Here is a 13,392-nt window from a genome sequence, read left to right as displayed (position 1 = left end):
CGGGGCCGCCGCGGTGGCTGACTTCAGCGGCACTATCAGCGGGACTGCGCAGCCGATTGCCGGTATTCGCCTCGGCACGGTCGCCGCGGGCGTGCGCAAGCCGGGCCGCGACGACCTGGTGCTGGTGGAACTGGCGCCGGGCACCCGCTGTGCGGCATTGTTCACGCGCAACGCCTTCTGCGCCGCGCCGGTCACCGTCGCAAGGGAATCACTGGCGGCCTGCGACAGCCTGCCGCGCTACCTGCTGATCAACACCGGCAACGCCAACGCCGGCACCGGCGCGCGCGGCCTTGCCGATGCCCGGGCCTGCAGCGAGGCCGTGGCTGCAGCCTGTGACGTTCATGCGTCCACGGTGCTGCCTTTCTCCACCGGGGTTATCGGCGAACACCTGCCGGTAAGCGTGATCACCCGGGCGATACCGGCGGCCAGGGCAGCCTTGTCCGCAGAGGGCTGGGCAGCGGCGGCGCGGGGCATCATGACCACCGACACCCGCCCCAAGCTGTTTTCGGCCAGCGTCACCTGCGAGGGTCAGGTCTTCCACGTTACCGGTATGGCAAAAGGGGCCGGCATGCTGCGACCGGACATGGCCACCATGCTGGCCTACATCGCCACGGACGCCGCCGTCTCCCAGCCGCTGCTGCAGCAAATACTGCAGAACGCCACGGATGCCTCGTTCCATCGCATCAGCGTGGATGGCGACACCTCCACCAACGACGCCTGCGTGCTGATGGCGACCGGTGCAGCGGGCAACCCGGAGCTCGATAGCCTCGACAGCCCCCAGGCGCAGGCCCTGGCCGAAGCGGTTCGCGACGTCTGCGTGTCACTGGCCCAGGGGCTGGTGCGCGATGGCGAGGGCGCGAGCAAGTTTGTGAGCATTACGGTCAGGGAGGGCGCCTACAGCTCTGAGTGCCTGGACGTGGCCTTTACCATCGCCCATTCCCCGCTGGTGAAGACAGCGCTGTTCGCCAGCGATCCCAACTGGGGCCGCCTGCTGGCGGCGATCGGCCGTGCCGGCCTGCCCGCCCTCGATGTCAACGCAGTGAGTCTGCGCCTGAATGGCGTGCTGATTGCCGAGAACGGTTGTCGTGCGGCGTCGTACACCGAGGAACAGGGCGCTGCCGCCATGGCGGCCGCTGACATCGCAATCGATATCGCGCTGGCCCGGGGCGATGCCGAGGAGACGGTCTGGACCTCGGATTTCTCCTACGATTACGTGCGCATCAACGCCGAGTACCGTACCTGAATGCAGCGACTTCGCGTGGCGGTCGGGGTTGTGCTGGACGGCGATGGCCGGGTGCTGATTGCGCGGCGGGCGGATCATCGGCATCAGGGCGGCTTATGGGAGTTTCCCGGTGGCAAGGTGGAGGCCGGGGAAACAGCGCGGGATGCACTGGTGCGTGAGCTGAGGGAAGAAGTTGGCATTGATGCGCTTGCGACGGATGCCTTGCTTGAAGTGCAGTTTGATTATCCGGATCGCTGTGTGACGCTTGAGGTTTTTCGGGTTCATCATTTCAGTGGTGAGGCCGAGGGGCGTGAGGGGCAGCCGGTGCGGTGGGTGGCGGTTTCATCGCTGGGGGAATATGAGTTTCCTGAGGCGAATGGGGTGATTGTTGAGGTGTTGATCGCTGATTCTTTGGGTGGGACTTCGTAGTGCGGTCTTTCTCCCTGTCGGCGATCGTTCGAGACACGCCGTGAACCCATCCGTGGGGGCTCGGCGGCCGCACCTAGCCGGTCACATCCATGCGGCCGACGGTCTCGGACGATCGCCGACAGGGAGAAAGACCTTTACTGTCGTGCCAATCGGGTGAGCCTGCTATCGCCAAGGTAAAGTTTTTTGCAGCTTTTCTGGTGTTCTGCGACTTGGGTTGAGCACGTTCCAGACGGATTTCTCTCCACGAACCCTTTTACCGCTTGGGCGTTCGCCTGATTAACTCAGCCAATATCTGAAAGCGTTGAGCGTTCAGCGACTGCTTGCGCGGTTCAGCAGGTCTTCGTGCAGGGCGTTGACGCGTTCGTCCAGGGTGTCGAGGGGGGTGCTGTTGTCGATGATGATGTCGGCGCCTTCAAGGCGTTTGTCGCGGGGGAGTTGGGCGGCCATGATGCGGCGTACGAGGTCTTCGCTGTTGTTGTCTCTGGCCATGGTGCGGGCGATCTGTAGCGCTTCGGGGACGTCGACGACGACAATGCAATCCGCTAGGGTGTGTTGTGAGGATTCCAGCAGCAGGGGGGAGCTGAGGACGGCGTAGGGGGATTGCGCGGTGCTGAGCTGTCGGTGGATCTCCTCGCCGATCAGGGGGTGGGTGAGCTGTTCCAGCCAGTGACGTTGGTCGGGGTCGCTGAAGACGCGCTCGCGCAGGGCGGCGCGGTTCAGGCTGCCGTCTTCCTGGAGAATGGCGTCGCCGAAGTGCGCGGCGATCGCTGCAAGGCCGGGGGTGCCGGGTTCGACCACAGTGCGTGCGGCGATATCGGCGTCCACGATATCAATGCCTTTTGCGGCGAGCCGCGATGTGACGGCTGACTTGCCGCTGCCAATGCCGCCGGTGATGCCAACAACGAACACCGCCCTTAAACGCCGATGATGCGCAGGTAGGTCGTGTTGATGACATCGCCCCAGACCAGGCTGATCCATCCGGCAGCGGCGAGGTAGGGGCCATAGGGAATGGGCACATCGCGACCGCGGCGGGTGAGCACGATCAGCGCGATGCCCACAACGGCGCCCACCAGCGAGGACAGCAGGATGATCATCGGCAGGCTCTGCCAGCCGAGCCAGGCGCCGAGGGCGGCGAGCAGCTTGAAGTCGCCGTAGCCCATGCCTTCCTTGCCGGTCAGCAGCTTGAACGCCCAGTACAGACTCCACAGCAGCAGGTAGCCCGCCACCGCGCCAACTACAGCATCGGCAAGCGGCACCATGTCAGTGGCAAGGTTGAACAGGAGTCCTAGCCACAGCAGCGGCAGGGTGACGTCGTCGGGAAGCAGCTGGGTATCGATGTCGATAACGGTGAGGGCAATGAGGGCCCAGCTCAGCAGCAGCGCGCCTATCAGCAGGAGGGAAACGCCGAACTGCAGACCGAGGTATACGGTGATGATCCCCGTGAGCCCCTCGACAATCGGGTAGCGCGCGGAAATGCCTGCGCCGCAGTCCGGGCAGCGACCGCGCAGCCACAGCCAGCCGATAACAGGAACGTTGTGCCAGGGACGGATCGGGTGCTTGCAGTGCGGGCAGTGCGATGGTGGGTAGGCCAGTGAAAACGTGGGTGTGGATGCCGCAGGGCCGGGCGTGTCTTCAGCAGCCTCCGGCGTAGGCGCGCTGCCAAGAAACTCGGTACATTCCTGATGCCAGCGATGCTCGAGAATCCGCGGCAGGCGCAGAATCACCACGTTGAGAAAACTGCCGAGGAGCAGGCCGAGGATTCCCAGCACACCGTAGAACCACAGGGTGTGCTCTGTGAGCCAGGCCGCTAACACCTTAACGACGGAAAGGTCGACGGGCAGGTCGGATGGGACGCCGCTTGAGGCAATCGGGCCGCATCAGATCACCGAGCCGAGCATGAAGATGGGCAGGTACATCGCCACCATCAGGCCGCCCACAAGCACGCCGAGAATGGACATGATCATGGGCTCCATGAGCGAACTCAGGCTGTCGACGGCGTTATCCACCGCTTCTTCATAGAAGGTGGCTACCTTGTCGAGCATGTCATCCAGGGCGCCGGATTCCTCGCCGATGGAGATCATCTGCAGCAGCATGTTGGGAAACAGTCCGGTCGATTTGACCGACTGGTACAGCGTGGAACCCGTGGTGACGTCGTCGCGGATGATCAGAATGGCCTTGGCATAGACCGAATTACCGGCAGCCCCCGCCGTGGATTCCAGCGCTTCCACCAGCGGCACACCGGCATTGAAGGTGGTTGCCAGCGTGCGCGAGAAACGTGCGATCACCGCGTCGTGCACGATGCCGCCGACGACGGGCAGCTTCAGGGCCAGTTTGTCGATCTTCTCGGCGAAGGCTGGCGAGCGCAGCCGGGCCTCGCGAAAGCCATACACCATGGCGACGATGACGCCGAGGATGATCAGCCACCAGGACTGCACGAACTCGGACAGGCGCAGCACCATGAGCGTGAAGGCGGGCAGGTCGGAGCCGAAGCTCTGGAAGGTTTCGGCGAACTGGGGTACCACTTTCACCAGCAGGATACCGGTGACCACCAGAGCCACCACGATAACCGCGATCGGGTAGGTCATGGCCTTTTTGATCTTGGCCTTCAGCGCCTCGGTTTTTTCCTTGTAGGTCGCCACGCGATCGAGCATGACTTCGAGGGTACCCGCCGACTCACCGGCACCGACAAGGCTGCAGAACAGTTCGTCAAAGTGCCGTGGGTACTTGCTCAGGGACACGGCCAGGCCCGTACCGCCGGCGACGTCGTTCTTGATGGTGGTGACCAGCTTGCGCATGGTCGGGTTTTCCAGGCCGTCCGCCACGATATCGAAGCTCTGCACCAGGGGCACGCCGGCTTTCATCATGGTGGCGAGCTGGCGGGTGAAGATGGCGATGTCCGAAGGCTTGATTGGTTTCTTGCGGGCGCCGAACAGGGGCTTGGGCTTGCGCTTGACGGATTTCGGCGTGATGCCGCGCTGGCGCAGCTGTGCCCGCGCCATGGCCTGTGATGAGGCATTGATTTCGCCCTTGGTCTGGCGGCCGTTCTTGTCGGTTCCGTTCCAGAGGAACAGATCACTGCTTGCACTGGTAGCCATGGCGGTTTCCGGATAAGGGCCTCTGTGTGATCAACAGGCCGTTAGTCTAATCGATTGTTACGCGGTTGACCTCTTCCAAAGTGATCAGACCCTGGGCCGCCTTGAGCAGGGCTGCCGAGCGCAGATCGTGGAAACCTTCCTGGCGCGCCTGCCGGGCAATCTCCATGGAATTGGCATTGGTCATGACCAGGTTGGCAATGCTCTGGGTGATCCGCACTACCTCATACACCCCCACCCGGCCCTTGAAGCCGTCGCTGCACTTGTCACAGCCCACGGCCTTCATGATGGTGGCGCCGTGCAGCATCTCTTCCGTGAATCCCTGCTCCAGCAGGACTTCATGGGGAATATGGTCCGCCGGTACCTTGCATTCCTTGCACAGGCGACGGGCAAGGCGCTGGGCGATAATCAGACTGACGGAGGTGGCGAGGTTGAACGCGGGCACGCCCATGTTGAGCAGGCGGGTGATGGTTTCCGCGGCGCTGTTGGTGTGCAGGGTCGACAGCACCAGGTGGCCTGTCTGCGCCGCCTTGATGGCGATTTCCGCCGTTTCCAGGTCACGGATCTCCCCGACCATGATCACGTCCGGGTCCTGGCGCAGAAAGGAGCGCAGCGCTTCGGCAAAGCCCAGGCCAACCCGCGGGTTCACGTGCACCTGGTTGATCCCCGACAGGTTGATCTCCACCGGGTCTTCCGCGGTTGAAATGTTGCGGTGCGGTTCGTTGAGAATATTCAGCCCGGTGTACAGCGATACCGTCTTGCCCGAGCCGGTGGGGCCGGTAACGAGAATCATGCCCTGGGGCTGGTCCAGCGCCCGCATGTACATTTTCTTCTGGTCCGGCTCGTAGCCCAGCGCGTCGATGCCCATCTGTGCGCTGGTGGGATCGAGAATCCGCAGCACAATCTTCTCACCGAAGAGGGTCGGCAGGGTGTTGACCCGGAAATCGATATTGCGGTTCTTGGTCAGCTTCATCTGGATGCGACCATCCTGCGGGATGCGGCGCTCGGAGATGTCCATCTGCGACATGACTTTCAGGCGTGCCGACAGCCGGGGTGCGAGATTGCGCGGTGGACGAACGACTTCCTGCAGCATGCCATCTGTGCGGAAACGCACGCGGTAATCCTTCTCGTAGGGCTCGAAATGGATATCCGACGCGCCCTGGCGTATCGCGTCCAGCAGCACCTTGTTGACGAAGCGCACGATGGGCGTTTCATCAATTGCAGCATCGTCCGCTTCCTTGTTGGGATTTTCAGGCTCACCGACATCAATGCCGTCGAGCTCGCCGGCCTCCAGATCTTCCAGCCCGCCGCTGAGCGTGTCCTGTCCCTCAATCCATTCGGCAATGGCGCGGCTCAGACTGGTTTCATCAACAATGATCGGTTCGGTACTGATGCCGGTGTGGAACTTGATCTCGTCGAGCGCCGCGAGATTGGTCGGGTCGGACACGGCAATAAACAGGCGCTTGCCGCGGTGGAACAGGGGTAGGGCGTGATGTTTTGTGATCAGCTCTGGTTCCACCAGGCCTTCCGGGAGCTGCTCCTTGTCGAAAGCGCTGATGTCAAAGCGGGGGGCACCGAATTCCTGCGAGGCGATTTGCGCGATACGGCTGCTTTCGACATTCGCCGATTCAACCAGATAGGTGACCAGGGGTATGCGCTGATCAACCGCTGACTGTTGGGCGAAGCGGGCGTCGTCGGCGTCAATGAGACCTTCGATAACGAGCCGGCCGGCAAGGCCTGAGGGGGGTGTTTTGGTTTGCTCGTTCACGTGATGTTGGACTCCTCGACTGCTCATGTCCTACGAGACAGGAAACGAGTATACCTAGGCCAGACTACTAGACCTAATCTGCAATATGTCGGGTCGTCAATCAGTGTTACCGTCCCAACAAAAAAGCCCACACTGCGAAGTGCGGGCCCTAAGTTCATTCGAAAAACGCGGTGTTCTATCACTATTTCTTATTATTTGTCCAAATCTCTATACAGCGTCGCGACAAGAGGAAGGCAGGTATTTGGCATTAGCAACGTTAGTCGGACCACATGCCCAGGTAACAGTGCCACGAGCTGTGGGTGTACCTACCAGCCGAATTCCGTTTCCTGCTCCCTGCAGAGCCTCAGGCACCTGTGGAACAGCCTTCAGTGTGATCTCAAATGTTCCCGTGCCACCGTTCCACGTTGTTGTGTCAACAAGCGTGTTTGGTTCTGCTTCTGTGACGACCGTGGTCAATTCGTTTAATCCTGCCTCAGCCGCCGTTCCGGGGAGTGCGCCATTGGTTGCCACAAATTCCGAAATGGTAGTCTTCGCTTCAGCAGCAACCGCTAACGGCTCTGACATTCGCGCCCTAACCGTATAATCCTGATACGCCGGCAGCGCAATCGCCGCCAGAATGCCGATGATCGCGATGACGATCATCAGTTCGATCAGGGTAAAACCGCCTTGTCCGTTCTTCATTTGAGCTTTCATTGTTTTCTCCCGTGGGTCTTGTTGGCCTGCAGCCTGTTGCCGATTGTGTGTTTCGGCGCGTGGCTGCAACTCAGCGATGGCTGTGCAAAACCAGGAACATTCCAGGGCATAGTCATCGTTGGTGTAGATACTGCACCCATCGTGCCAACTTGGCTCATTCTCATGAAAAATCGTTTTTCGATAGCCCCTAACACATCGCAGACACTGTAAAAACAGGGGTTTCGGTAGGAGGCTTACTGCTTGAGTCGAATCTGGGCAAGGCGCCGCCTGCGTAAACGTGGCGTAACCTCAAACCGGAGTCCGCACCCCGTGGACAAAACGCGGCACTCACCTGACGTTTTTTGTCACCCGGGGCTCATAACTGACCAGATACGTCATGCGAACGGTGCCGCACTTGCACCGAAAGCACCCTCAGCCCCAGCGCGCCTTCGCCTCCCGCCGCCGCGCATGCAGGACCGGCTCCGTATACCCGCTCGGCTGCTCGCGACCCTTGAAAATCAGATCACAGGCCGCCTGAAACGCCACGCTGCTCTCAAAATCCGGCGCCATGTTGCGGTAGGCCGGATCGCCGGCATTCTGGTTATCCACAACCGCCGCCATGCGCTCCAGCGTTTCGCGCACCAGCGCTTCGCTGCAGACGCCGTGGTGCAGCCAGTTTGCGATGTGCTGGCTGGCAATGCGCAGCGTAGCGCGGTCTTCCATCAGGCCGATGTTGTGGATATCGGGCACCTTGGAGCAGCCGACGCCCTGGTCGATCCAGCGCACTACATAACCGAGGATGCCCTGCACATTGTTCTCCACCTCGCGCTCGATGTCCTTGTCCGTCAGGCCCTCCGCGCCTCGCAGCGGAATCGTGAGCACATCGTCCAGCGAGGCCATGGGCCGCTTGCGCAGGCTGTCCTGCAGGGCGGGCACGTCCACCTGATGATAGTGAATGGCGTGCAATGTTGCTGCGGTGGGGGAGGGCACCCAGGCGGTACTGGCGCCGGCCTGGGGGTGGTTGATCTTGGTTTTCAGCATGTCCGCCATGAGGTCGGGCATCGCCCACATGCCCTTGCCGATCTGGGCGCGACCGGGCAGGCCGCAGGCGAGGCCCACGTCCACGTTGCGGTCCTCGTAGGCTTTTATCCACGCTTCCTGCTTCATGTCGCCCTTGGGCGTCATGGCGCCGGCTTCCATGCTGGTGTGAATCTCGTCGCCGGTGCGGTCGAGGAAGCCGGTATTGATGAACACCACCCGCTCGCGGGCGCGGCGGATGCACTCGATGAGATTCACGGTGGTGCGTCGTTCTTCGTCCATGATGCCCAGCTTCAGGGTGTTTCTGGGCATGCCAAGGGCATCCTCTATGCGGTCAAAGAGGTCGTTGGTAAAGCTGACCTCGTCGGGGCCGTGCATCTTGGGCTTGACAATGTACACGCTGCCGCAGCGGGAATTGCGTGCGGCGCCGGCATCCTTGTTCAGATCGTGCAGGGCGATGCAGGCGGTGAACAGGCCGTCGAGAATACCCTCGGGCACCTCGTTGCCGTCGGCGTCGAGCACCGCGTCGGTGGTCATCAGGTGGCCGACGTTGCGCACGAACATCAGGCTACGGCCGGGCAGTCTGATCCGCTGGCCATCGGCGCCGCTGTATTCCCGGTCCGGGTTCAGGGTGCGCTGCAGCACCCGGTCACCCTTTTCCACGGATTCGGTGAGGTCGCCGCGCATCAGCCCCAGCCAATTGCGATAGACTACGGCTTTGTCTTCCCCGTCCACCGCAGCCACAGAGTCCTCGCAATCCTGGATGGTGGTGACCGCAGATTCCAGCACCACATCCCTGACGCCGGCGGCATCGGTCGCGCCGATCTCACTGTCGCGGTCGATAAGAATGTCGGCATGCAGGCCGTTGTGCTTCAGGAGAATGCTGCTGGGCTCGCCCTGGCTGCCGCGGTAGCCGATGAACTGCGCCGGGAAATGCAGTTGGCAGGTCGCCCCGTTATCCCGTTCGGCAACCAGCTCGCCATCGCTGACGCGGTAGGCTGTCACCGCTTTGTGACTCACGCCATTCAATGGGAAGTGCTCGTCGAGGAATTCGCGGGCGAGACGGATAACCTGTGCACCCCGCACCGGGTTATAGCGGCTGCCGCGCTCTGCGCCGTTTTCTTCAGGGATAACGTCGGTGCCATAAAGGGCGTCATAGAGGCTGCCCCAGCGGGCGTTTGCCGCGTTCAGGGCATAGCGGGCATTCATGACGGGTACGACGAGCTGCGGCCCGGCTACGTGGGCAACCTCCGGGTCCACGTTCTCTGTGCTGATGGTAAATGGCTCTCCGGCAGGCAGCAGGTAACCGATGTCCTCGAGAAAGCGACGGTAGGCCTTGCGGTCGTAATCCTTGCCCGGATGCTGTCTGTGCCAGTCATCAATCTGGCGCTGAAGGGTTTCCCGTACCTCGAGCAATTCCCGGTTTCGTGGGGTGAAATCCCGCAGCAGGTCAGCCAGGGTGGCCCAGAATGCATCCGGGCTGATAGAGGTACCCGGTGCAATGTCGTTTTCCAGCAATTCCACAAGCCGTGGGTGTACCTGCAGGCCCGCGCGCTGGACATGAGGCTCGGGCGATGTCGTCGAAGGCATATCGGACTCCGTTCACGCAAAAAACCGTTAGCTTACGGAATGCTGGGTGATTCCCCAATGCTATTGATTGTATCGTGGCCATAACAGCGGTGAATGAGTTGGCGGTACACAGCACTGCAGGCTCACACCAGCGGCGGCTGCCCATCCATCTCCCGCGCCGTATCCGCAATCAGTCGCCGCAGCCAGCGGTTGGCCGGGTTATGCTGCAGCAGCGGACTCCAGGCCATCTTCAGTTCCAGCGGCGGAATCTCCAGCGGCGGCGCGCGCAGCGCGACCCGCGGGTTGTTGCGCTGCAGCTCCGCCGCCCGGGTCGGCAGGGTCACAATCAGGTCGTTCTGCTCGGCCAGCGTCATTGCCGCCTGGTAGTGGCGGGTGAAAACCCGTATCTGGCGCTTTTTGCCCAGCCGGTTGAGCGCCGCGTCCACCCAGCCCAGGCGCTGCACATCATCGGGGTCGACGCCCACGCCGACGCCCATGCCGGTCTTGCTCACCCAGACGTGGCTGGCCTGCAGGTAGCTGTCCAGCGTGAAGTCGGCCAGTACCGGATTGTTCGGACTCAGCAGGCAGGAGAAGGTATCGCTCCACAGGTGAATCTGGTGGAAGGACTGGGGCATGACGTCGAAGCGGTTGATCACCATGTCCACCTTGCCGCGCTCCACGTCGAGAAAGCTCACGTCCGACGGCGTCATGATATCCAGCGTAAGGCCGGGCGCCTGGGTGCGCAGCTTGCCCAGCACCTCGGGCAGCAGGGTGGACTCGGCGTAGTCGCTGGCCATGATGCGGAACACCCGCGTGGCGTGGTCGGGCTCGAAGGCGGACTTCGGCTGAACCGCCTGCTCAATGTGCATGAGCACGTCGCGCACCAGGGGCTCCAGCTCCAGCGCCCGCTCGGTAGGGGTCATGCCGTCGGAGGTGCGCACCAGCAGCGGATCATCGAACAGGTCGCGCAGGCGGCGCAGGCCATTGCTCATGGCCGGTTGCGACAGGTTCAGCGTGTGCGCGGCCTGGGTCACGTTGCGCTCGCGCAGCAGGGCATCCAGGTATACCAGCAGATTCAGGTCGATCCGGTTCAGTTGCATGCCCGGCGCACTCCGGCGGCGTTATTCATCAGGTGAATGGTAAATATAGCAGTCCTATTGCGGTCTGAATACGTTGGGCAGGCCGTTTGCGCCTGATCCGGCGGATCGCATCCTTTATAATCATGTGTCGGATTGCCATTTGATGATTGCCTGCAAAGAAGGTTTGCCGACTATGAGCAACTACCACGCCCCCCTGGATGACATGGCTTTTCTGGTCGACGAGGTGCTCGCCGCGGGCGACACCCTCGGACAGCTGCCACGCTTTGCCGACCTCGGGGTGGGTCCGGAACTGACCGCCGCGGTGCTGGGCGAAGGCGCAAAATTCGCCGGCGACGTGCTGGCGCCCCTGCGCCGGGTCGGCGACCAGCAGCCAGCCACCTGTGCGGACGGCGCTGTCACCATTTCCCCGGGCTACGCCGATGCCATGCGCCAGCTTGCCGCGGGCGGCTGGTTCGGCATCGCCGCCTCTGCCGACCACGGCGGGCAAGGGCTGCCGGAGCTTTACGGCACCGCAGCCTGCGAGATGTGGAACGCCGCCGACATGGCCTTTGCATTGGCGCCCTTCCTGAGCAGCGGTGCGGCCCTGGCCATCGAGAGCCACGGTACCGAGGCGCAGAAAGCGCAGTATCTGGAGAAGCTGCACACCGGCGAGTGGACCGGTACCATGAACCTCACGGAATCCGGTGCGGGCTCGGACCTTGGTGTGCTGAAGACCCGCGCCGAGCCCCAGGGCGACCACTACCTCATCCGCGGACAGAAAATCTACATCACCTGGGGCGATCACGACGCCACCGACAATATCATCCACCTGGTGCTTGCCAAGCTGCCGGACGCGCCGGAAGGCAGCCGCGGCATTTCCCTGTTTATCGTGCCCAAGTTCCTGCTGGATGAGAACGGGGCACCGGGCAAGCGTAACGATGTCTACCCCGTGTCCTGCGAGCACAAGCTCGGGATTCACGGCAGCCCCACCTGCGTGATGGCCTTTGGCGACAACGAGGGTGCCGTAGGTTATCTGCTGGGCGAGGAGAATCAGGGGCTGGCCTGCATGTTCACCATGATGAACGAGGCCCGGCTCAAGGTCGGCCTGCAGGGGCTCGGTGCGGCGGAAGGCGCCTATCAGAAGGCGGTGGCCTACGCGCGGGAGCGGGTGCAGGGTGGGGTGGCGATCATCCAGCACGCGGACGTCAAGCGCATGCTGCTGACCATGCGCTCGCTGAATGAAGCCATGCGCGCGCTGGCCTATAGCGAGGCGGTCACCATGGATATCGCCCGCTACGGACCCGAGTCGGAGCGCACGGCGCAGCAGGCGCGGATCGACCTCATGATCCCGGTCATCAAGGGCTGGATGACCGAGGTGGGCCAGGAACTCACCTCCCTCGGTGTGCAGGTGCATGGCGGCATGGGTTACGTGGAGGAAACCGGTGCGGCGCAGTACCTGCGCGATGTGCGCATTACCTCCATCTATGAAGGCACCAACGGCATTCAGGCGGGAGATCTGCTCGGGCGCAAGCTGGTGCGTGACGGCGGTGGCGCGATGGAGTCGGTGCACGACGCCATTGCCGCGACGCAGAAGGAACTCGCCGATGCCGGACTGGATGTGCTGGCCGCGGCGCTGGCCGAGGCCCTGGCGGATCACGTGCAGAGTACGCAGAACCTGCTGGCGCTGCACGGTGACTCGCCGGAATCGGCACAGGGCCTGGCCTTCGACTATATGATGCAGACCGGCTACCTGTTCGGCGGCTGGCAGCTGTTCCGCGGGGCGCTGGTGGCCGCAGCGCGCATGAATGACGGCGTGGACAATCCGTTCTACGCGCGCAAGGTGGCAACCGCGCGTTACTACGCGCAGTTTATCCTGCCGCGCTGTCGCGCTGCGGCGGGGGCCATTGCCGGCGCCGCTGATGCGCTGGTGAGCTACCGCGAGGATTGGCTGTGACTGGCGTGGGGACCATCAGCACGCCGGACCTCACGGATGAGTATCCGCAGGCGCAGGCCCTGGAGCTGCAGTGGCGCAACTTTGGCGCGGTGTCGAGCTTTTCGGGGCCGGCGGTTACGATAAAGTGCCACGAGGACAACACGCTTTTGAAGGCGGCCGTGGCAGAGCCAGGAGAGGGCCGGGTGCTGGTGGTTGACGCCGGTGGCTCCCTGCGCCGGGCCGTGGTGGGCGACATGCTGGCGGGGACAGCGCTTGACAATGGCTGGTCGGGTTTCGTGATTGTCGGGGCCGTTCGCGACGTGGATGAACTGGCGGTCATGGCCATTGGCATCAAGGCGCTGGGCTGCTGTCCCAGACGCGGCGAAAAGCGCGGGGAAGGGCAGCGGGATATTGCGATTGCGGTTGGCGGCGTGCTGATTGAGCCGGGCGCGTTTATCTATGCGGACAACAATGGAGTGATCTGTAGCGCGATGGCACTGTCCGTGTGACCTGCGCCGGTTGGCCTGTGTTCGAGATGACGCGCTTGCCGGCGCTGAAAAAAACTCCGCGGAGTTTTTTTGAGTGCCGGG

General features: G+C 62.6%; 11 protein-coding genes. 4 read left to right on the top strand and 7 right to left on the bottom strand.

The window, feature by feature from the left end:
* Positions 1-13 precede the first annotated feature (13 nt).
* Both argJ and mutT read left to right on the top strand, forming a co-directional pair.
* The gene (gene argJ / locus EV688_RS07820) at positions 14-1,243 is read left to right on the top strand and encodes a bifunctional glutamate N-acetyltransferase/amino-acid acetyltransferase ArgJ (protein WP_117315475.1); all 1,230 of its coding nucleotides are present in this window, start codon (positions 14-16) and stop codon (positions 1,241-1,243) included.
* Positions 1,244-1,651, top strand: coding sequence for an 8-oxo-dGTP diphosphatase MutT (gene mutT / locus EV688_RS07815; RefSeq protein ID WP_117315477.1), 408 nt, complete (start codon positions 1,244-1,246; stop codon positions 1,649-1,651). It abuts the gene before it with no gap.
* A gap of 309 nt (positions 1,652-1,960) precedes the next feature.
* Here the strand turns inward: mutT and coaE are convergent, their stop codons facing one another.
* The 7 genes from coaE to EV688_RS07780 all read right to left on the bottom strand — a co-directional run bounded on the left by coaE (position 1,961) and on the right by EV688_RS07780 (position 10,890).
* Positions 1,961-2,560 (bottom strand): dephospho-CoA kinase, encoded by a 600-nt coding sequence (gene coaE / locus EV688_RS07810; protein ID WP_240624236.1) that lies wholly within the window; start codon positions 2,558-2,560, stop codon positions 1,961-1,963.
* Positions 2,561-2,565: 5 nt separating this feature from the next.
* Positions 2,566-3,465, bottom strand: coding sequence for a prepilin peptidase (locus EV688_RS07805; protein WP_117315480.1), 900 nt, complete (start codon positions 3,463-3,465; stop codon positions 2,566-2,568).
* Between the two features lie 63 nt (positions 3,466-3,528).
* Positions 3,529-4,746 (bottom strand): type II secretion system F family protein, encoded by a 1,218-nt coding sequence (locus EV688_RS07800; RefSeq protein WP_117315482.1) that lies wholly within the window; start codon positions 4,744-4,746, stop codon positions 3,529-3,531.
* Positions 4,747-4,792: 46 nt separating this feature from the next.
* Positions 4,793-6,538, bottom strand: a complete 1,746-nt coding sequence (pilB, locus tag EV688_RS07795; protein ID WP_205686513.1) for a type IV-A pilus assembly ATPase PilB — start codon at positions 6,536-6,538, stop codon at positions 4,793-4,795.
* A 180-nt stretch (positions 6,539-6,718) separates the two neighbouring features.
* Positions 6,719-7,204: a pilin gene (locus tag EV688_RS07790; RefSeq protein ID WP_338065921.1), complete on the bottom strand. Its 486-nt coding sequence runs from the start codon at positions 7,202-7,204 to the stop codon at positions 6,719-6,721.
* Between the two features lie 411 nt (positions 7,205-7,615).
* On the bottom strand, positions 7,616-9,811 hold the full coding sequence (locus EV688_RS07785) for a malate synthase G (protein WP_117315487.1): 2,196 nt from the start codon (positions 9,809-9,811) through the stop codon (positions 7,616-7,618).
* A gap of 122 nt (positions 9,812-9,933) precedes the next feature.
* Complete coding sequence (locus EV688_RS07780; RefSeq protein ID WP_117315488.1) at positions 9,934-10,890, bottom strand: LysR family transcriptional regulator; 957 nt, start codon at positions 10,888-10,890, stop codon at positions 9,934-9,936.
* Positions 10,891-11,062: 172 nt separating this feature from the next.
* On the opposite strand from EV688_RS07780, the gene EV688_RS07775 reads away from it, so the two are divergent.
* The gene (locus tag EV688_RS07775; RefSeq protein ID WP_117315490.1) at positions 11,063-12,823 is read left to right on the top strand and encodes an acyl-CoA dehydrogenase; all 1,761 of its coding nucleotides are present in this window, start codon (positions 11,063-11,065) and stop codon (positions 12,821-12,823) included.
* A complete protein-coding gene (rraA, locus tag EV688_RS07770; RefSeq protein ID WP_240624237.1) occupies positions 12,820-13,311 on the top strand; it encodes a ribonuclease E activity regulator RraA in 492 nt (163 codons plus the stop codon). The genes EV688_RS07775 and rraA overlap by 4 nt, the downstream gene beginning before the upstream one ends.
* The last annotated feature ends 81 nt before the right edge of the window (positions 13,312-13,392 follow it).

Source organism: Chromatocurvus halotolerans (assembly GCF_004340525.1).
Lineage (GTDB): Bacteria > Pseudomonadota > Gammaproteobacteria > Pseudomonadales > Halieaceae > Chromatocurvus > Chromatocurvus halotolerans.
Note: the sequence above shows the minus strand (reverse complement) of the source record. Positions and strands in the feature narration are given on the sequence as shown.

Bases quoted from the DNA above. Each gene is read 5' to 3' on its own strand.
- mutT (WP_117315477.1), top strand. From the start codon at position 1,244: ATGCAGCGACTTCGCGTGGCGGTCGGGGTTGTGCTGGACGGCGATGGC.
- EV688_RS07800 (WP_117315482.1), bottom strand. From the start codon at position 4,746: ATGGCTACCAGTGCAAGCAGTGATCTGTTCCTCTGGAACGGAACCGAC.
- pilB (WP_205686513.1), bottom strand. From the start codon at position 6,538: ATGAGCAGTCGAGGAGTCCAACATCACGTGAACGAGCAAACCAAAACA.
- EV688_RS07790 (WP_338065921.1), bottom strand. From the start codon at position 7,204: ATGAAAGCTCAAATGAAGAACGGACAAGGCGGTTTTACCCTGATCGAA.
- EV688_RS07785 (WP_117315487.1), bottom strand. From the start codon at position 9,811: ATGCCTTCGACGACATCGCCCGAGCCTCATGTCCAGCGCGCGGGCCTG.
- EV688_RS07780 (WP_117315488.1), bottom strand. From the start codon at position 10,890: ATGCAACTGAACCGGATCGACCTGAATCTGCTGGTATACCTGGATGCC.
- EV688_RS07775 (WP_117315490.1), top strand. From the start codon at position 11,063: ATGAGCAACTACCACGCCCCCCTGGATGACATGGCTTTTCTGGTCGAC.